Source organism: Streptomyces actinomycinicus (assembly GCF_016741775.1).
Taxonomy (GTDB): domain Bacteria; phylum Actinomycetota; class Actinomycetes; order Streptomycetales; family Streptomycetaceae; genus Streptomyces; species Streptomyces actinomycinicus.
Genome location: NZ_JAERRK010000009.1, coordinates 93,215 through 112,259 on the forward strand (window position 1 = coordinate 93,215; position 19,045 = coordinate 112,259).

The window sequence follows — 19,045 nt, forward strand, 5'->3', positions numbered from 1 at the left end:
CGCGTCCGTCGCCCGCCGTCCGGCCCGGCACGCCGACGGACCGCACACCCCCTGGGCCATCGCCCGGTGGTTCTACGTGCGGGCCGGCGGCAGGGCGGCCAGTCCGGCCCGGGCGGCGTCCGCCCAGTGAAGGGAGTCCCACGCCGCCGCCACCCGCTCGGCCTCGAGGTAGTGGCCCCGGGCGTCCTCCGGGCGCCCCAGGAACCGGGCGATGTCGCCCAGGGTCTGCGCCACGGGCCGGAAGACGAGGCTGAGGGTGCTCGCTCCGCCCGCGAGCCCGCTGAGGGGCAGCAGGTCCCGGTAGACCTCGGCGGCCGCCGCCGTGTCGCCGAAGGCGATGGCGGCCGCGCCGCGCAGCCCGGCCAGGATGGGGTAGGCGAAGTCGCGCCGCAGCGGCACGCGCCGGCCGAAGACCTCCCGGGCCTCCTCGGGGCGTCCGGCGGCCAGCAGCGCGAGGGCGGTGAGGGCTTCGTTGTGCGGCTGGTACTGCTCCCACACCGCGAGCAGCACGGGCAGCACCTCGGCGAGCCGTCCCTGCTGCAACCGGATGCAGCCGACGGCCAGGCCCGCCAGCCCGCTGAGATCCACCGCGCCCCGGGCCCGCAGCTCCGCCACCGCCGACCCCAGAGCCCGCTCCGCCTCCTCGAAGCGCCCCCGGGCCATGGCGAGCATGGGGTGGCGCAGCCTGGCCACCGCGAACGCGCCCTGGAGCTCGTACGCGCGGGCGATCTCGTCGGCACGTACGAGACACCGTTCCGTCTCCGCCGGGTCGTTGCGGCCGGCCGCGATCCGGGCGGCGGTGTAGGCACTCATCCAGGAGTACTCCGGGCTCTCCTGGGAGCCGGCCACCTCGGTGAGTTCCGTGTGGAGCTCCAGGTAGGCCTCGGGATCGAGTTCGCCGTCGACGCGGCGCAGCTGAGACGTGAGCGTCAGACCCCGCAGACGGGGTTCGCCCGTGCTCCGGGCGAGTTCGACGGCCTGGCGCCCCACGGCCACGGCCCGGGCATCCGCGTCGTCGAGCGCGTCGGCGAGCTGGTCGAGGAGCAGGCACCGCTGCCGGTCGGTCAGGCCCCGGCCCTCCAGGAGCTTTCCGAGTTCCTCGACGGCTTCGGGGTCGGAGGCCGCGTACGCGCGGACCCGCCAGGGCGTCGGTTCGGTCCACGTCGTGTACGCGGCGATCAGCAGGTCGGGCCGGTCCTGCGCACGGGCGACCCGTACGGCCTGTTGCTGTGCCTCGCGGGCGGGTACGACGGCCCCCATCCGGATCCGGCAGTCCACCAGCTGTCCCAGCAGCATCACGCGCAGCAGAGTGGGGTCCTCGTCGGCGAAGGCCGACGGATGGTCGGCGAGGACGCCGAGGGCGGCGTCCAGGAGTGCTTCGGCGTTCTGCGGGGCGTAGCGGCGCACCGCCTGTTCGCAGGCCAGCCGGGCGTGGTGGACCGCCGCCCCGGCATCGGCGGTCACGACCGTGGCTGCCCGAAGGAGGTGGTGGGCCGTGGCGGCCACGTCGTCCGAGCCGAGCGCGATCAGCCCCCGCCCCAGCCGGGAGTGCATCCGGGCCAGCCGCAGCCGGGTGAGGTCGGCCTCCAGGGCGTCCCGTACGAGGGCGTGGCTGAAGCGCACCGTGCCCGGACGCGGCTCGGTGAGCAGTCCGGCGGTCACACCCGCGTCCAAGGCGTCGAGGAGCTGTTCGGCATCGCTGTCCGCGGCATGGACGAGGAGGGCCACCGGAGCCTCGCGTCCGGCGACGGCCGCCAGCCGCAGGCTGGCCGTGACGGTCGGGGCGAGCAGGGCCAGCCGGCGCCGCAGCACGTCCTGGACTCCTTGCGGGACGCGGGCCAGGGCCTGCTCCTCGCCCTCACCGGCCAGCAGCAGCGAACTCTCGCGCAGGTAGAAGGGGTTTCCCCCGGCCCGTTCGGCCAGTGCCCCCGCGGCCCGATCGCTCATGTCGGCCGCGACGGACCGCAGCAGTTCCTTCGCGTGGGTGTCCGACAGACCGCCGAGCACCAGCCGTAGCGGCGAGCAGGCGGCCAGGCGTGCCAACGCCCCGGTCAGATCGCCCTCACCGGTGCGGTACGAGCCCACCAGGAGCAGCGGTGCGTCGCGCAGCCGCTCGGCGCAGAGCACGAACAGTTCGATGCTCTCCTGGTCGCCCCGGTGCAGGTCGTCCAGCACGATCGCCAGCGGTTGCCGCCCGGCCGTGTCACGCAGCCATGCGAGCAGTGCCCGGTGCAGGCGGAAGCGCCCGGCCGGGCTCCCGTCGAGCTGCCCGGACTCGCTCGCGGTGCCCGGGGCCAGCAGGGGTGCCAGCTCATCGGCGTACGGGCCCGGCGGCGCGGCCTGCGCCAGGCTCGGCAGCATGTCGAACCAGGCCCGGCCGGGCGGGGCCCCGTCGGTCTCCGGGCACTGTCCGGACCCGACCAGCCAGCCCTGTTCCGGGAGTTGACGGACGGCGGTCTGCAGCAGACTCGATTTGCCGATGCCGGCCTCACCGGAGACCAGGACGACCTGAGCCCGGCCGCCCCGGGCCCGGTCCGCCGCGGCGGCGATCCGCGCCAGTTCCTCGTCACGGCCCAGGAGCCGGTCCGCCGCCAGCACCGTCGGCACCCCGTGGCCGGCCACCGCGGCCGGACGCTCCAGCACCGCCGGCGAGGCCCCCGCCGCGGCCGGACGCTCCAGCACCGCCGGCGAGGCGCCCGCCGCGGCCGGACCCGCCGCCGCCCCGACGGTGGCCGGCTCGGTTCGGACGGTGACCTCGGCGGGTGCCCCGGTCGCCCGGCGCAGTACGTCGAGACGCTGGTGCAGCAGAGCCTGCTCCAGCTCCACCAGAGCGGGTCCGGGCTCGACGCCGAGTTCGTCACCGAGGACGTGCCGGGCCCGCCGCAGGGCGGCCAGGGCGTCACCTTGGCGGTCGCGGGCCCACAGCGCCAGGGCCAGCAGCCGCCAGCCCTCCTCGTGCAAGGGCTGTTCCCGCGTCAGAGCGCTCGCGTCGGCGAGGGCCTGCGCGGCCTGCCCGCAGCCCAGCCGAGCCGCGGCGAGCCGTTCATGGGCGGTGCGATGCACCTCCTCCAGACGGGCGCGCTCACCGGCGGTCCACGGTTCGTCGGCGAACTCCGCGTACGGCTGCCCGCCCCACGAGGCGAGCGCCTCGGTCAAGCCCTCGACGGCGACCTGGGCAGGCAACCGAGTCGCTGAGCAAGCCGTGACCCGGGCCTCGAACACCCAGGCGTCCACCGCGCTCTCGTCCACCGCGAGGGCGTAGCCGTAGGGGGCGCTGACCAGCAGCCGCGCAGGCGTCCGCGGCGCCCGTTCCGGTTCGAGGAGACGCCGCAGACGCGCGATGTAGGCATGGAGTGATGCGTGCGAGCTGGACGGGACACGCGTCGGCCACAGCCTCTCGATGATCTGCTCCGTGGGCACGACCGCCCCCCGGCCGAGCAGCAGTTGGACCAGGACCATCCGGGCGAGCCGGCCACCGGCATCCACCGCGCGGCCGTCGACCTCGACCCGGAACGAGCCGAGAACCTTCAATGTGACCATGACAAGCCCATCGTAAACGGCACACCGCAACGGTCGGTCAGGTTCGTTCGGACAGCGGTAGGTGCGGTTGGGCGCGCGACGCCGCATTGTGATGCTGGTCGTAGGGCGGGCCACGGAGTCGGGACGTGGCGTCGCCGCGAACCGGACGCCTGGACGGGTTGGTGGACCCGCTGCATCACGCCTCATCGGGCCAGCGCCTTCGGACTTCGGAGCGGACGGCGTCGAGGAACTCGGCGGGCGGTCCGTAAAGGTGGTCGACGATGTAGTGGATGATCAGGTTCGGGGCGACGTAGAGCACTCCGTCGTCCGAAACGGCCCGGATCTCGGCATGGCCGAGCCGGTACTTGAAGCCCGCCCGCGCGGAGGTCGCCGAATGCTCGGTGCACTTACCGCAGAGCGTGCACGAGTGCCAGCCCCTGCTCCTGTGTTGCCGCAGCGAACCGAGATCGATGATGTCCGCGAGGTCCTCCTCGGAGACCTCGTCGATGTTGTAGTCGTAACCGTCCTCGAGCCAGCCGATGGTGAGGCCCTCGGGCTGTTCGTATTCAGTCAGGGCGGCACGCCGTGCCTGCGCGCGATCGTCCTCGTACCAGCGGAACTCCGGAGTGCGGCCGACCCCGCGCAGCACGCGTGTCACCGGCCACACCCAGAGATGTGCAGCAGCGGGCACGGGTGTCCTTCGTCGGAGTCGGGGTCCCGGGCAGCGGACAGCAAGGCCACGAAGGGCGACAGGGCTTGCAGCACCAGATGCGGATTGTCCCGGGTGCGTCCCCATGCGTATCCGAAGCGAGCCAGCCGGTCCCGCAGGCTCCACTCGTCCAGCGGTTCACCGTCGAGCAGCGCGAGTACACCCTGCGTGAAGTCGGGCCGCCTCAGCATGCGGCCGATACGGAACACGTCAAGGCCCTGCCGCCCCAGCAGACGGATGGCGAGCCCGTCCAGATCGAGCAGATCGGGCTTCGCCTCGACGCCGACGCCCCCGGAGGCCGCGATGACCTCCTCCGGCGTGGGCGGCTCGGGAAGCGTGTAGTCGACCTCGCCGGTGGACTACACGGCGGTCATCCGCTCCTCACCGATCACCGCGTCCGCCGTGAAGGGCATGCCGAACACCTGCGCCACCACGTCGAGGATGCCGCCCGCCGAGGCGCCGGCCCTTCCCGCCCCCCAGCGTTGCGGAAGTCGCGACGGGGCAGATCCGCCCCAGCGGCCGGCCCGGCTGCATGGCGCCGACCGCCGTTGCCAGTCGGCGCAGCAGCATGGCCACGTCCGTGCCCTGCGCGCCGTCGTAGGTGTGGAACTCGTCCGGCACCACGAACGAGACATCGGCACCTGCCCACAACGCCCGGTCCTCACCGCGCTGCAGGAGCAGGTCCAGCATCTTGTAGTTGGTGATGAGTACGTCCGGCGGGAAGGCCCGCATCTCCTCGCGCCGCGTCATTACCCGCCGGAAGTCGGTGTCCGGCCGGTCACCGATGTACAGCCCCGCCGACACCTGTGCCAGGTCGGGAGCTGTCAGGTAGTCGCTGATGCGGCCGGCCTGGTCGGTGGCGAGCGCGTTCATCGGACAGCAGTACGGCCTTGACACCGCGCCGCCCGAGCGCCTTCTGCCGTCGGCAGTGGTCGAGGGCGGGCACCAGGAACGACTCCGTCTTTCCGGAACCGGTGCCGGTAGTCACGAGCGTCGGCTCGGCGGCCTTGCCGCCCAGCGTGCTCAGCCGCTGCCACACCTTGGCCTGATGCCGCCACGGTGTGAACCCGGGCTGCCACTCGAGATACCGCTCCCAGACGTCTTCCGCCTTGTGGAACGGCGTCCTGATCCGCAGATACGGCCCCCGGAAAATGCCCGACTCGGGGTCCCCCAGGAAACGCTCCAGGGCCCGACGGGTGTCGTTGTCGGCCAGCGCGTACGTCGTCGTGAGGTACTGCGTCAGACTGCCCCCGCAGCTGCGCGGCGGCCAGAGTGGGCTTCACGACGCTCCTCTTCGTCCCAGGATCCTGAGACGGCCCCGTGACAGCGGTCGCCTCGCGTGGTGCGGATCAACCGGATAGCGCAGGTCGGACAGCGTGTGAGGGGACGGGCACACCGGATGCCGCGAGGGCCGGGGCCCCATTGCCGTCGGTGGCCCGCATCCTCTACCGGAGAGTGGCCGATTGGCACCCTTTCCGGCCTCTACAGATGGTTTCACCCTGAAAGAAAGAGCCGTGCACGGGCAGCGCCGAGGGGGAGACGCCATGTCCGCACCGCTGTACGTTCCCGCCCTGCCGACCCGGCGCCACGCGACGGCCGCCTACCGTGCCTTGACGCCGGACGTACAGCGCCTGGTCGCCCCGTTGTGGACGCTGCCTCCCCGTCCCGGTGTGCCGACAAGACAACTGGCCGAACGCATCATCAGGGACGCTGGCGACGTCACCGCCGCACAGCGTCACGGACCCGCATGGCTGGACGCGCCGTTCGCCGACGACGCCGATGCGGCCGTCCTCGCCGACGCCCTGCCGCCCGAGTGGTGGGATCACCGCAACCTGCGACCCGTCACCGGCCCCGGACGCCCCAGCGTACAGCAGTCGCTCGCTCTCGCCGTGGCGCGACGGCACCAGGGCGGACTGGGTATCCGCGTACGGCTCCCCGGTGAGTGGAGCGACCGCACGGCCTTGGACGTCGACGCGCTGCTCGGCCGGCTGCCCACGGGCCACCCCGCCGACCTGTTCCTCGATCTCGGCACCGTCCTGCCCGACCGCCCCGACGCCGCCAAGGATGCACTGCGCGCCCTTGACGCACTGGTTCCCCTCACCTCCTGGTGCTCCGTGACCGTACTGGCGGGCGGCTTCCCCGAACCACCGGACGACTTCCGGGAGGGCATCCCGTACGAGGCACCGCGCACGGACTGGGAGACGTGGCACGAGATCCGGCACAGCGAACGCGCCTACCTTCCCCTGTTGCGCTACGGCGACTACGGCATCCACCCCGCCACCTATGTCGCGCAAACCCCGTCCGCGCGCAACGGCGGCGCGCCCTGGGGTGTCCTCCGTTACACGACCGCCCGCTCCTACCACCTGGCCAAGGTGCCGTACGGCAGGCAGTACGACGACACCAACCGGCAGGCCGCGCGCTGTCTCACCGGCCTCGCGGGCTTCCGGGGTGCAGGGACGGGCGCGGGGGAGCGGTGGCTGCGTGACCGGGAGCGGGGTGCCACTGACACGGGTAATCACGGCACCTGGAACCGGGTGGGGAATGTTCAGCACATGACGTTCTTGGTGACCTGTTTTGGTGAGCGAGGGCGCTGATGTGGGTTGTACACCTCGTTGATGGGCGGCTGGGCCGGCAGGGGGCACGAACGAAGCCGTGTGACTCGGCTGCGGCGCCATCATTCCCTGTGCTGCGTAGGCCACTTGGGCTAGGCTGCTCTACCCCGCCCTGATCTTGACTCCCAGCCTGGAGAGGTGCACCGGACCTTTCCATCACATCGAGAGGATCACGTGGACCAGAATCTGCTGGCGCTTGCCGGAACCGCAGGTACGACCGTGGTGGCGTTGCTTGCGACTGACGCGTGGGAACAGACCCGTAGCGGCGTTCTGACCCTGTGGCGGCGATTCCGTCCGGAGGCGGCAGAAGAGATCAGCGCAATGCTCTCAAGTACGCGGCAGGGGCTCCTCGCAGGTGCGGACCCAGATGGAGCGGAGAACGAGCTGCAGCTTCAGTTCGCTGCCTTGTTGGCCAGGCATCCGGAATCGGTCGGGGAGTTGTCGACCCTGTTGCAGAAGCTGACTGCCGGCCCAAACGCTCAGACGATCCGTGGAGGAGTGCATCTCCAGGCTCGAGCCGAAGGGGCCGGCCAAGTCTACCAGTCCGTCCGTGACCAGACCGTGAACAACTTCAAATGACGATGCATGGATGAGTCACCTGATCGCCTGACCGGCGACACATATCTTTTCGGCACGGCGTCGGATCACGGTGGCGTGTACCAAGCAGGCCGCGACCAGACCGTGACCCACTTCAACGTGCACGTCGATCCCGCGCCAGGTCTGACCGCCTCCGCTCACGTCGCTCGCCGTGTCACGCCCCAGGCTGCCCAGCAGCACACACAGCGCGTCATCGAAGCACTGGCGCTTGCGGTGGAGCACTTCCGTCAGAGGTGTGTGGAGCTTGCGGCAGAGGCGCAGCGGGCGAGGGCCGAAGGCCGCCGTGAGGCGCTGCGAGAAGTGCAGGAGAAGCTACGGGAGGCGGAGTCTCGCGTCATTCGGGCCCAGGCGAAGAAGGAGGAGGCCGAGCGCGAGCGTGAGCGCCTTGAAAACCTCATGGCCAGGACCCGCTACGAAGCGGAATCAGCCAGGTGGAGTTCCGCGCGAGCGCCGGACGACGAGCGCACTTTCGAGGACATCCTGGGCGCGGCGGACGACGAACTCCGCTCGATCAGAGCTGAATTGCGAACGCTGGCGGAAGACCTTGGGAGGAGCGAGGAACCGCTGGGCAGCCACACGGTCGTGAGGGGTGATGTCGTTCGGGAGGCCCGGGCCGGCCGAGAATTCGCCGAGGGAGAGTACAGGGCCATGTCGGGGGATAGCCCTAAGGCGTTCCCATCGACTCGTCCCGGGCACCCTGCGGCACGTAGTGCACCGCGAAGCGCCATGTCAGCGACCCGGCCGGGCCGTTTCCGGCGCGGTCTGGGGCGTCTGTTCTTCGTTGCGGCTGGTCTTCCAATGCCCATGGCAGGTGCGGCTATCCGCTCGATGTACTCGCAGGAGCCCGGCGTGGCAGTGGTCTGGAGCATTCTGTTTCCCGTTGCTGCTGTACTGCTCGCCGTCGGTGCGACTTCCCTGCTCATCTTCTGCGCCAGGTTGACACTCGCATGGCAGAAGGATGACGGAACGGTCGTGGTGAGCTGTTTCTTCCACGCTGCACTGGGCGCCGGAATGTTCGTGGTGGGCATCTCTCTGAGCCCCGCAGCTGTTCCGCCGCTGACTGACTGTGGCCGAGTGATCGCCGAGTACGTTGGCCCGTTGTGAGTGGCCCGTATGACAATTTGCCCTGGCACGAGAAACAAGAGGAACAGAGCGGCTTTGACGCACCCTTCCTGATCGGCCGTTGAGACCGGCTGCACACATCACATCCGGCCCGGGAGGCCCACTCGCATGCCGCACGGACGTTACGACCAACGAGTCCGGGCCCTCGTGGAGGTGCGTGGCGGCCCCGACGACTGGGACGAGGCGCAGCGGCGATTCGAGGTGCACGGCTGGCCGGTGCGCGGTTGCTCCGACGCCGGGGAGCGGCCCCGCGGATCGACACTCGATCCCGACCCGGAGACCCGTGTCTACGAGATCGAGGTTCGACTGTTCGGTGCCGCGAAGGCGTGTGACCGGGGCGCGGCGAGCAGGGTGCGGAAGGCCATGCGCAGCGCCAGGCTCGAGGCTTACGTGCGCCTGGCGGAGCCCATTCACCGCGACCGCGAGATGTTCTCGCACTGGCGGATCGTCGACAGTGAGCGCCGCCGCGCCTGTCCACCGCAATCCTGGCGTCGCTCAGCCTCACGGCTCGCTCTGCGGTGGGGAAGGTACGACGTGGGCGGCGTCGTGTCGGGAACCGCGCGTCAGGCTCTTCGACTGGCGAGGACGCACAGCCCTGACGTCATGGTGGCAGGGGTTCGGCCCCTCGACGGCCGCTGGCGTGGCACGGTGAGGTACTGGCCCGAGGAGGAGACCGAAGGCCGACTGTTCCACGCGGTGTCGTGGTCTCTGCTGGCTGCAGCGGCGCTGGCCTTCACAGTCGGCCGATCCGGTTTCACCTGGTGGTTCTGGGCGGCGGTGGTCGTCCTGAGCGCGACGTGTGCGCTGTGGGCGGGAGCGGGGCTGGTGCGGGAGGGCAGATGGTTCGGAGTGGTAGCCGCCCTACTGTTGCTGGCGTTCTTCGCTGCGTCCGGTCTGGGTCTGTTCAATGAGGAGAGGAACGGATGGACTCGCCGCCAGATCCTCATGACCGCTCTCGTGATGGGCGTGGGAACGGGCCTGTGGTTGCTCGTACGACAGTGGAGTTGGGGGGAGTGGGTAGCCTGGGCGGTCCCTTTCGTCGTGACCTTGGCCCTGTCCTCGTTCCTGGCCGCCGGCTCTGTGCTTCACGCCCTTTACGTGGACGGCCTGTCGCTCTCGCCGGACGACATCGAAGTACCGGTGGTCTGGCAGGTGCTGGCCGCCATGAAGCTGGTGGCGCTTCTCAGCCCCGTGCTGATCGTTCCCGCCTGGTGGGGAATCGCACGGCACCGGCATCATTTCTACGCGGTACCCGGTGAGCGGTTGAATGTGGCGTTGAACGCTTGCTTCTTCCTGCTGATGCTCGCCGTGGCCACCTTGCAGGCCCTTGATTCGGCACAGACGGCGGTGGAAAGGACGACCGAGGCTGCCAAGCGTGGCGACGTTCCACCGTCCTACTTCGGGATTGAACCGGAGTGGACGTGCGTCGAGCCTGCCGTTCCCCTCGCACGTCTCTCCGGCGAAGGGCCGCACCTAGTGCCCCGTCGTCCCTATCTGTCCTTCGGAGTGGCCGACGGCACCGCCATCCTGTGGGACCGGGCGACCCAGGAGCCGCTCAAGCTCAGCTCGTCCCAGGTACGGCTGACGCCCGCCGAGTCGGGGAAGAGCCGGTGCGTCACAGGCGGGCGTCACCGGACCTGACTATTCTCCGTACTCGCTCAGCAACTTGTTCAGATGGCGGATCTTGTCGACGTCGCCCTTCGGCAGGGGGTCACTGTTGTTGAAGTGCATGAAGTTGTTATGGATCCGGCGGATCTCCTACAGCCGCGCGATGAACACCTTGCGGTCGAGCGGCCATCCGAGCTGCTCCCACAGTCCCGGGTTCTCCAGCACCCGCTGGTAGTCGCCGACGGTCATATCACCGAACGAGGTGATGCGTTCACCCGCCGGGTGGCACAGGCCGGTGACCTCGGGCAGGGTGAAGGCTCCCGCGATGACCTGTCGCAAGCGGCGGTCCATTTCGCCGATCAGCAGGAAGTGTCCGGCCAGTTCGCCGTAGGCCTGGGCGACGTCCGCGGCGGTGACGATCCCGGCGATGGCGTTGCGCTGGTCCCTGACGAGTACGAAGTCGTGCTCGGCCAGCGTGGGGAGGACGTCGATCAGGTCGTGGTCGTAGCGGACCTCGCGTGCGTCCACGATGGCCTGGGAGAGGTGGGCGCCGGGGTCGGCATGTGGGGCGCGCGGGCTATGGATTTCCACGAGACGGATCCCCGCAAGTTGTGCGGACCGGCGAGGACGGGCAGCTGGGAGAAGTCGTGGAGCACCATCAGCGTGATGACCTCCTCGAACGTGGCCGTCGGCTTGACGCTGATGACACCGGCGAGGGCGGACGGCAGGGTGCCGACGGTCAATCCCGTCTCCCGTGAATCCAGCTCTTCGGACACTCCGGCCGGCACCGCGGCCGTCACCGGGAGCCCGGTGAGGGGAATGTCCTCCGGCTCCTCTTCCGCCCGCCTTGACCAGCCGGACCGTAGCGGTCAGGGACACCTTGTCGTACTCCGGAGAGGTGATCAGGCTGTGGTTGGCGAGTTCGGCCTCGATCTGGTCGTTGACGAGACCTCGACCCGTGGCGCCCCACCAGGCCAGCAACTCCTGCACCGACAGGGACACGGGTCGCCCTGACTCTGCCGATTCACGTGCCTCTTTCAGCCGCGTGTACCGCTCCCTGGGCGACACCGACGTCTGCTGCTGCTCTTCCGCCGCCGGGGAGTCGGCCTCCTCGGCCGCACGGTCGAGCAGTTCCTGACGCAGTTGCGTCAGGTATCTGCCGTCGTCGACCTGCCACGCCTCCCAGCCGTCGAACGACCCGTATCCGACGGCGACCATGGCGGCTTTGGAAGGCGAGCGGAACTCTTCTCCGTCCGAGAGCCGGATCCACCCCCCCCGGGGGCGACCGTCGCCTCGTGCGATTCACCGACCCGGGGTCGTACGAACTGCAGCCGCTCGCCTTCCTTGAGCAGTCCGCCGCTGACCAGGTCGGCGACGGTCACCCGCGGCCGTCGAGCAGGTAGCGGGCCCGGGACTGCGCTTCTCCGGACCCGGTGCTGGAGTCAATCATTTCACCTGTACCTTTGCCGCTGAACGGGGTTTAGGGGAAGCTGAAACTGTCGGCCTCAGAGGTGTCGGCCGATGTGGGCGATACGGATGGCCTTTTCCTCGTGGACGAGCCGGAAGTAGATCCACCCGGCACCTCGGTTGAGGTTTCCGTGGAGCTGGAAGCACTCGTCCTTGCCGTTGTCCTTCCAGATCCGGTCTTTGCGGGCGTTCTCGTGTTCCCCTCTGATGTTCGGGGCTTCCCAGTGCGGCCCGGTGGGGGAGGTGACGGGGTCCCATCGGGCCGCGGTCGCCTGGAGCTGTCGCAGCAACTGGCGAGCGCCCTTGAACCACTTCGGGTCGAGGTTTTCCAGGTCGGCCTGAACCCGGTCGAGGAACTGCAGGTTGGGGAAGAAGTCCGCGCACCGAGCCCACAGTTCCGCCCCGCTGGAGACGCGGTCCAGCCCTTCCAGCCGGCCCCACTGCTCGTGTTCGGCGAGGTGTGCCTTGCGGGAGGCGTGCCGCACATTCTCCCGGTACTCGTCTCCGACACTCTCCCCGGTCTCCAGATCCTCCGACAGTTCCTCGATGTGGAGTTCCAGCCAGGCCGCGTCCCAGTCCGGTGCGAGCGGGAGACTGACGGCAAGCCCGTCCGCCATCAGGGCCGCACCGAGTCCCTGGACATCGACCCCGTTGTGCCGGTGCAGATGTCGTCCCGGTCGGGCATCGCGGCCGCGTACAGAGCCGCGGTGAACGTAGTGCAGCGGTCGCGCATCCACCTTCGCGCATCGTGAGGTCAAGTCCGTACCGCAGGGGCTCTGACGCTCCGGCTGGACTCCGCTGCGTGATTCGGCTGAACAGCGGAGCCGGTGGGGAGCGGCCATGGTGATCAATTCAGAGATCGGGCCCCAACAGGGTCAGTCGCAGCAGTGCGGCGAGTGCCGGCACCGCGGGGACGGCGTACCACCACCTGCGGAGCCACTCAGCCTTGACGAACACCCACGTCAGCAGCGCCATCACAGAGCAGAAAGCCAAGCCGACGCCGGCTGCGACATGAGAGTTGGTGACGGCCTGCCGGTCCCAGGGGCCGTCCGGCTCGACCATGAAGGCCGTGAGCACGACGTAGCCGGTGACCAAGGTTGCCAGCGCGAGGACGACCGCGCACACACCGGTTCCGATCCGGCTGGAGACCCCCGGCCGTGGACTCTCGCGTGCCTCGGTGATCGAGTCTGCGCTTGAGCTCACCGCAGCGCCTCTTTCGCGTCGTCCAATTTCCTGTCGAAGCCCCGACCGTATCCCTGGGCGTTCGGGTCCTCGTAGTAGGGTCCGCCGGTGTAGCGGGCGGCCAGTTCCTGCATCTGGGCTCGGGTCATCTGTTCCGGCGGCACGTCGGCGAAACCGCTCTCGCCTTGAGCTGGGCCAGGTACTCCGAGGCGATGAAAATGTTCTTCGAGGGGTCCTTGACGGCGCCCACGACGACGTCCCGCTGCATGTCGGTGAGGTGGTGCGGGCCGTAGCCGAGCACCGGGATCGTGCCCTTGCCGATCAGGCGGATCGACTCCGGCTCGAACAGTTTGGCGTGCAGTGGCGTGCAGCGGCTCGAAGCGCAGGCCGATGTCCTCGCTGTTCTCCGGCTCACCCGTAACAGTGTCACTGTCGGAGGCCGGGCCGTGCGTGCGGCGGGAGCGGTAGCCCTCCTGGACCTTGCGGAAAGGCAGGTCCAGCGACCGTACAGGTACGTGCCCTGCCGGGACTTCTCGTCCACCAGGTCACGCTCGGCGATCAGTTCGCCGAGGCGGCCGAGGCCGTAGCCCTGCTGGTACTCGGGATGGCGGGCCCATCGGGCGAGAGCTGCCGCACCGGTACCGCAACAAGCTAGCCGGTTCCACTGACGGTGCGCGTCGCCCGAGCGGGCCTTGGGTCCCGGCTCAAAGTCCCGGAGAAGTCCCACAGGGGCCGCCACCCCCTCCCGCCCCACATGCAGGACAGGAGGGGTGCCGCAGCGGTCTTTCTCAAGACTTTCAGATGTCCCGGAAGATCTCGATCTGCGCGCCGACCGAGTTCAGGCGCTCGGCGAGGTCCTCGTAGCCGCGGTTGATCACGTAGACGTTCCGCAGTACCGAGGTGCCCTCGGCCGCCATCATCGCCAGCAGGACGACCACCGCCGGGCGCAGGGCCGGCGGGCACATCATCTCGGCGGCACGCCAGCGGGTCGGGCCCTCGACCAGCACGCGGTGCGGGTCCAGGAGCTGGAGGCGCCCGCCGAGACGGTTGAGGTCGGTGAGGTAGATCGCGCGGTTGTCGTAGACCCAGTCGTGGATCAGGGTCTGGCCCGAGGCGACCGCCGCGATGGCCGCGAAGAACGGCACGTTGTCGATGTTCAGGCCGGGGAACGGCATCGGGTGGATCTTGTCGATCGGCGCCTCCAGCTTGGAGGGCCGGACCGTGAGGTCCACCAGCCGGGTACGGCCGTTGTCCGCGGAGTACTCGGGGCTGCGGTCGTGGTCGAGGCCCATCTCCTCCAGGACCGCCAGCTCGATCTCCAGGAACTCGATCGGTACCCGGCGCACCGTCAGCTCCGACTCGGTGACCACGGCCGCGGCCAGCAGGCTCATCGCCTCGACCGGGTCCTCGGAGGGGGAGTAGTCGACGTCGACGTCGATGTTCGGCACGCCGTGCACGGTCAGTGTGGTGGTGCCGATGCCCTCCACCTCGACGCCCAGTGCCTCCAGGAAGAAGCACAGGTCCTGGACCATGTAGTTCGAGGAGGCGTTGCGGATGACGGTGACGCCGTCGTGCCGGGCGGCGGCGAGCAGCGCGTTCTCGGTCACCGTGTCGCCGCGCTCGGTCAGCACGATCGGCCGGTCGGGACGGACCGAGCGGTCGACCCGCGCGTGGTACTGGCCCTCGGTGGCCGCGATGTCCAGACCGAACCGGCGCAGCGCGATCATGTGCGGCTCGATGGTCCGCGTGCCCAGGTCGCAGCCGCCGGCGTACGGCAGCTTGAACTGGTCCATGCGGTGCAGCAGCGGGCCGAGGAACATGATGATGGAGCGGGTGCGGACGGCGGCCTCCGCGTCGATCGCCTCCATCTCCAGCTCGGCGGGCGGGACGAGTTCCAGGTCGACACCGTCGTTGATCCAGCGGGTGCGCACACCGATGGAGTTGAGCACCTCCAGCAGGCGGTACACCTCCTCGATCCGCGCCACCCGGCGCAGCACGGTGCGCCCCTTGTTCAGCAGCGAGGCGCACAGCAGGGCCACGCAGGCGTTCTTGCTGGTCTTCACGTCGATGGCGCCGGACAGACGGCGGCCGCCGACCACGCGCAGATGCATCGGACCCGCATAGCCGAGCGACACGATCTCGCTGTCCAGGGCTTCACCGATTCGGGCGATCATCTCAAGGCTGATGTTCTGGTTGCCGCGCTCGATGCGGTTGACCGCGCTCTGGCTGGTGCCGAGCGCCTCCGCGAGCTGCGTCTGTGTCCAGCCCCGGTGTTGCCGGGCGTCACGGATGAGCTTGCCGATGCGTACGAGGTAGTCGTCTGACATGAGGCTGAGGTTATCTCAGATATGAGATTGCGCTTGCCGGGGGGTCTGTTCGGGTGACCGCAGTGACGGTCCGTCAGCGGGGTTGCGCGCAACGGGATGCCGAGCGCCCGGAAAGATCCGGCAAATCACCCGATGTCGTATGGCGCACGGATGCCGAGGCAACCCCGGGGCGTGTGCGTCCCTCTCAGACCCCGAAGGGGGATACACATGAAGACCAAGACACCTCGGTACGTCGTCGCCGCGTTGCTCGTCGGCTGCTGTTCGCTCGTCTCCTGCGGTACGCAGCACGGAGAGGCCGGGCGGACCGGCGCGCCGGCACCGCGGGCGTCCGTGACCGACAGGAGCTGCGCTCTGGAGGAGGTCCCGGAGGACACCACGGACGACGACGGGGAACTCCCGGACACCACGTCCGACGACCAGGAACTCCCCGACACCACCAGTGACGACCAGGGGTCCGCCGGGGGTGACACGACGTCCGACGACCAGGAACTCCCCGACACCACCAGTGACGACCAGGGGGTGCCTGCGGGTGACACCACGGACGACGACGGCGCGGGCGTGCCGGCAGCCGGCCCGCACCGCTGGTTCCCGATGACGCGCGAGTTCCGCGCCCACCTGAAGGCGAGTGCCCGGAAGGCGGACGCCGCCGTCGCGGCCCACGTCGAGAAGGTCTGTATCCGCACGCCCGGGGGCGACGGCCGCACGGAGGCGGACGTGTGGGTCGACTACGGCGTGTGGGAGGACGACGAGCTGCAGCGCGCCGCGGAGGTGTTCGCCCGCTGGCGGCAGTCCGTGTACGGCGATCACGGTCATGTGACCGTCCTGGCTCCCGCCAAGATGGATGCCGAGCGCAGCTGGTAGCCGCCGCCCGGCCCGGCTCCGAACGCCCGCCGGGCCGGGTCGGGCATGACCAGGCCGCGCCCATGTACTAGTGTTATCTCGACATCGAGATATCTGCCGAGGCGCACCGTAGCCGCCACACCAGTAAGGCATACCTAACTTAGCCTGCCCTCACTGGATCGGCCAAGCCGGCGTGGCGGCACGATTGACGGTGGTACGCGCACATCAATGAAGGAGACTGTCGTGTCGGCGAACAGCTTCGACGCCCGCAGCACGCTGCAGGTGGGCGACGAGTCGTACGAGATCTTCCGGCTGGACAAGGTGGAGGGCTCGGCCCGCCTGCCGTACAGCCTCAAGGTCCTGCTCGAGAACCTGCTCCGCACGGAGGACGGCGCGAACATCACCGCCGACCACATCCGCGCCCTCGGCAGCTGGGACTCGCAGGCCCAGCCGTCCCAGGAGATCCAGTTCACGCCGGCCCGCGTGATCATGCAGGACTTCACCGGCGTGCCCTGTGTCGTGGACCTCGCCACGATGCGTGAGGCCGTGAAGGAGCTGGGCGGCGACCCGGCGAAGATCAACCCGCTGGCGCCGGCCGAGCTGGTCATCGACCACTCCGTCATCGCCGACAAGTTCGGCACCAACGACGCCTTCAAGCAGAACGTCGAGCTGGAGTACGGCCGCAACAAGGAGCGCTACCAGTTCCTGCGCTGGGGCCAGACCGCGTTCGACGAGTTCAAGGTCGTCCCGCCGGGCACCGGCATCGTCCACCAGGTGAACATCGAGCACCTGGCCCGCACGGTGATGGTCCGGGGCGGACAGGCCTACCCCGACACCCTGGTCGGCACCGACTCGCACACCACCATGGTCAACGGCCTCGGCGTCCTCGGCTGGGGCGTCGGCGGCATCGAGGCCGAGGCCGCCATGCTCGGCCAGCCGGTCTCCATGCTCATCCCGCGCGTCGTCGGCTTCAAGCTCACCGGCGAGCTGCCCACCGGCACCACGGCCACCGACCTGGTGCTGACCATCACCGAGATGCTGCGCAAGCACGGTGTCGTCGGCAAGTTCGTCGAGTTCTACGGCGAGGGCGTGGCCGCCACCTCGCTCGCCAACCGCGCCACCATCGGCAACATGTCGCCGGAGTTCGGCTCCACCGCCGCGATCTTCCCGATCGACGACGAGACCCTGAACTACCTGCGCCTGACCGGCCGCTCCCCGCAGCAGGTCGCGCTCGTCGAGGCCTACGCCAAGGAGCAGGGCCTCTGGCTGGACCCGAAGGCCGAGCCGGACTTCTCCGAGAAGCTCGAGCTGGACCTGTCCACGGTCGTCCCCTCCATCGCCGGCCCGAAGCGCCCGCAGGACCGCATCGTCCTCGCGAACGCCGCCGAGCAGTTCAAGAGCGACGTCCGCAACTACGTCGACGTCGTGGACGAGGCGGGCCAGGAGTCCTTCCCGGCCTCCGACGCCCCGGCCGTCACCCCGAACGGTGCCCCGTCCAACCCGGTCACCGTGACCGCCCCCGACGGCACGAGCTACGAGCTGGACCACGGTGCGGTGACGGTCGCGGCCATCACCTCCTGCACCAACACCTCCAACCCGTACGTCATGGTCGCCGCCGCCCTGGTGGCCAAGAAGGCGGTCGAGAAGGGCCTGACCCGCAAGCCCTGGGTCAAGACCACCCTCGCCCCGGGTTCGAAGGTCGTCACCGACTACTTCGAGAAGGCGGGCCTGACCCCCTACCTCGACAAGGTCGGCTTCAACCTCGTCGGTTACGGCTGCACCACCTGCATCGGCAACTCCGGCCCGCTGCCGGAGGAGGTCTCCAAGGCCGTCAACGACCACGACCTCGCGGTCACCTCGGTCCTCTCCGGCAACCGGAACTTCGAGGGCCGTATCAACCCCGACGTCAAGATGAACTACCTGGCGTCCCCGCCGCTGGTCGTCGCGTACGCCATCGCGGGCTCCATGAAGGTGGACATCACCCGTGACGCCCTGGGCGCCGACCAGGACGGCAACCCGGTCTTCCTGAAGGACATCTGGCCCTCCGAGGCCGAGGTGAACGACGTCGTCGCCAACGCCATCGGCGAGGACATGTTCTCCAAGTCCTACCAGGACGTCTTCGCCGGCGACGCCCAGTGGCAGTCGCTCCCGGTCCCGACCGGCAACACCTTCGAGTGGGACGCCGAGTCGACCTACGTCCGCAAGCCCCCGTACTTCGAGGGCATGGAGATGGAGCCGGCCCCGGTCACCGACATCGCCGGTGCCCGTGTGCTCGCCAAGCTGGGCGACTCGGTCACCACCGACCACATCTCCCCGGCCGGCGCCATCAAGGCCGACACCCCGGCCGGCCAGTACCTCACCGAGCACGGTGTGGAGCGTCGTGACTTCAACTCCTACGGCTCCCGCCGGGGCAACCACGAGGTCATGATCCGCGGCACGTTCGCCAACATCCGCCTGCGCAACCAGATCGCGCCGGGCACCGAGGGCGGCTACACCCGCGACTTCACCCAGGCCGACGCGCCGGTGTCGTTCATCTACGACGCCTCCCGCAACTACATCGCGCAGGGCATCCCGCTGGTCGTCCTGGCCGGCAAGGAGTACGGCTCCGGCTCGTCCCGCGACTGGGCGGCCAAGGGCACCGCGCTGCTCGGCGTGAAGGCCGTCATCGCCGAGTCGTACGAGCGCATCCACCGCTCGAACCTCATCGGCATGGGCGTCCTGCCGCTGCAGTTCCCGGAGGGTGCCTCCGCCGCGTCCCTCGGTCTGACCGGCGAGGAGACCTTCTCCATCTCCGGCGTCACCGAGCTGAACGACGGCACCACGCCGCGCACGGTCAAGGTCACCACCGACACCGGTGTCGAGTTCGACGCGGTCGTCCGCATCGACACCCCCGGCGAGGCCGACTACTACCGCAACGGCGGCATCATGCAGTACGTGCTGCGCAGCCTGATCCGCAAGTAGGCGGCCCAGGCAGGCGGTTCAGGGCCGCATCCCCGGCACCGGGGGTGCGGCCCTTCGCCGTCCCCTCCCGCCCTGCGCCCTCCGGGTTCCGCCCTTCGCCC

Annotated in this window: 17 protein-coding genes and 1 pseudogene; 6 read left to right on the plus strand and 12 right to left on the minus strand. The window is 69.5% G+C overall.

Annotated elements, in window-relative coordinates; all coding sequences use genetic code 11:
- Positions 1–72: 72 nt before the first annotated feature.
- From JK359_RS19745 to JK359_RS39200, 4 genes are all read right to left on the minus strand, one after another.
- Positions 73–3,540, minus strand: coding sequence for an ATP-binding protein (locus JK359_RS19745; RefSeq protein WP_201837354.1), 3,468 nt, complete (start codon positions 3,538–3,540; stop codon positions 73–75).
- A gap of 175 nt (positions 3,541–3,715) precedes the next feature.
- Positions 3,716–4,177 carry a DUF7919 family protein gene (locus JK359_RS39190; RefSeq protein ID WP_236678127.1) on the minus strand — a complete coding sequence of 154 codons (462 nt, stop codon included), beginning with the start codon at positions 4,175–4,177 and terminating at the stop codon, positions 3,716–3,718.
- On the minus strand, positions 4,174–4,419 hold the full coding sequence (locus JK359_RS39195; RefSeq protein ID WP_236678128.1) for a hypothetical protein: 246 nt from the start codon (positions 4,417–4,419) through the stop codon (positions 4,174–4,176). The genes JK359_RS39190 and JK359_RS39195 overlap by 4 nt, the downstream gene beginning before the upstream one ends.
- A gap of 190 nt (positions 4,420–4,609) precedes the next feature.
- Entirely contained in the window at positions 4,610–5,101 is a 492-nt protein-coding gene (locus JK359_RS39200; protein ID WP_236678129.1) for a DEAD/DEAH box helicase family protein, read from the minus strand.
- A 671-nt stretch (positions 5,102–5,772) separates the two neighbouring features.
- Here JK359_RS39200 and JK359_RS19755 point away from each other — a divergent pair.
- The 4 genes from JK359_RS19755 to JK359_RS19770 all read left to right on the plus strand — a co-directional run bounded on the left by JK359_RS19755 (position 5,773) and on the right by JK359_RS19770 (position 10,200).
- On the plus strand, positions 5,773–6,822 hold the full coding sequence (locus JK359_RS19755) for a beta family protein (RefSeq protein ID WP_201837356.1): 1,050 nt from the start codon (positions 5,773–5,775) through the stop codon (positions 6,820–6,822).
- A gap of 192 nt (positions 6,823–7,014) precedes the next feature.
- Entirely contained in the window at positions 7,015–7,419 is a 405-nt protein-coding gene (locus JK359_RS19760; RefSeq protein WP_201837358.1) for a hypothetical protein, read from the plus strand.
- Positions 7,420–7,425: 6 nt separating this feature from the next.
- Positions 7,426–8,541, plus strand: a complete 1,116-nt coding sequence (locus tag JK359_RS19765) for a hypothetical protein (protein ID WP_201837360.1) — start codon at positions 7,426–7,428, stop codon at positions 8,539–8,541.
- Positions 8,542–8,667: 126 nt separating this feature from the next.
- Positions 8,668–10,200, plus strand: a complete 1,533-nt coding sequence (locus JK359_RS19770) for a hypothetical protein (RefSeq protein WP_201837361.1) — start codon at positions 8,668–8,670, stop codon at positions 10,198–10,200.
- A 117-nt stretch (positions 10,201–10,317) separates the two neighbouring features.
- On the opposite strand, the gene JK359_RS39205 is transcribed toward JK359_RS19770, so the two are convergent.
- The 8 genes and pseudogenes from JK359_RS39205 to JK359_RS19795 all read right to left on the minus strand — a co-directional run bounded on the left by JK359_RS39205 (position 10,318) and on the right by JK359_RS19795 (position 15,143).
- Positions 10,318–10,695, minus strand: a complete 378-nt coding sequence (locus tag JK359_RS39205) for a hypothetical protein (RefSeq protein ID WP_236678130.1) — start codon at positions 10,693–10,695, stop codon at positions 10,318–10,320.
- Positions 10,659–10,910: a CBS domain-containing protein gene (locus tag JK359_RS39210; protein ID WP_236678131.1), complete on the minus strand. Its 252-nt coding sequence runs from the start codon at positions 10,908–10,910 to the stop codon at positions 10,659–10,661. The genes JK359_RS39205 and JK359_RS39210 overlap by 37 nt, the downstream gene beginning before the upstream one ends.
- 430 nt (positions 10,911–11,340) lie before the next feature.
- A pseudogene (locus tag JK359_RS40430) lies at positions 11,341–11,385 on the minus strand (hypothetical protein); the annotation flags it as partial.
- Positions 11,386–11,672: 287 nt separating this feature from the next.
- The gene (locus JK359_RS19780; RefSeq protein WP_201837362.1) at positions 11,673–12,251 is read right to left on the minus strand and encodes a hypothetical protein; all 579 of its coding nucleotides are present in this window, start codon (positions 12,249–12,251) and stop codon (positions 11,673–11,675) included.
- A gap of 235 nt (positions 12,252–12,486) precedes the next feature.
- Complete coding sequence (locus tag JK359_RS19785) at positions 12,487–12,837, minus strand: hypothetical protein (RefSeq protein ID WP_201837363.1); 351 nt, start codon at positions 12,835–12,837, stop codon at positions 12,487–12,489.
- Positions 12,834–12,965 carry a hypothetical protein gene (locus tag JK359_RS39910; protein ID WP_269139023.1) on the minus strand — a complete coding sequence of 44 codons (132 nt, stop codon included), beginning with the start codon at positions 12,963–12,965 and terminating at the stop codon, positions 12,834–12,836. Before JK359_RS39910 ends, JK359_RS19785 begins: the two co-directional genes overlap by 4 nt.
- Positions 12,962–13,231: a hypothetical protein gene (locus JK359_RS39215; protein ID WP_236678132.1), complete on the minus strand. Its 270-nt coding sequence runs from the start codon at positions 13,229–13,231 to the stop codon at positions 12,962–12,964. The genes JK359_RS39910 and JK359_RS39215 overlap by 4 nt, the downstream gene beginning before the upstream one ends.
- Before the next feature lie 382 nt (positions 13,232–13,613).
- Positions 13,614–15,143 (minus strand): helix-turn-helix domain-containing protein, encoded by a 1,530-nt coding sequence (locus JK359_RS19795; protein WP_201837364.1) that lies wholly within the window; start codon positions 15,141–15,143, stop codon positions 13,614–13,616.
- Between the two features lie 207 nt (positions 15,144–15,350).
- On the opposite strand from JK359_RS19795, the gene JK359_RS19800 reads away from it, so the two are divergent.
- Both JK359_RS19800 and acnA read left to right on the plus strand, forming a co-directional pair.
- Entirely contained in the window at positions 15,351–16,004 is a 654-nt protein-coding gene (locus JK359_RS19800; RefSeq protein ID WP_201837365.1) for a hypothetical protein, read from the plus strand.
- Between the two features lie 222 nt (positions 16,005–16,226).
- Positions 16,227–18,944, plus strand: a complete 2,718-nt coding sequence (acnA, locus tag JK359_RS19805) for an aconitate hydratase AcnA (RefSeq protein ID WP_201837367.1) — start codon at positions 16,227–16,229, stop codon at positions 18,942–18,944.
- Positions 18,945–19,045 lie beyond the last annotated feature (101 nt).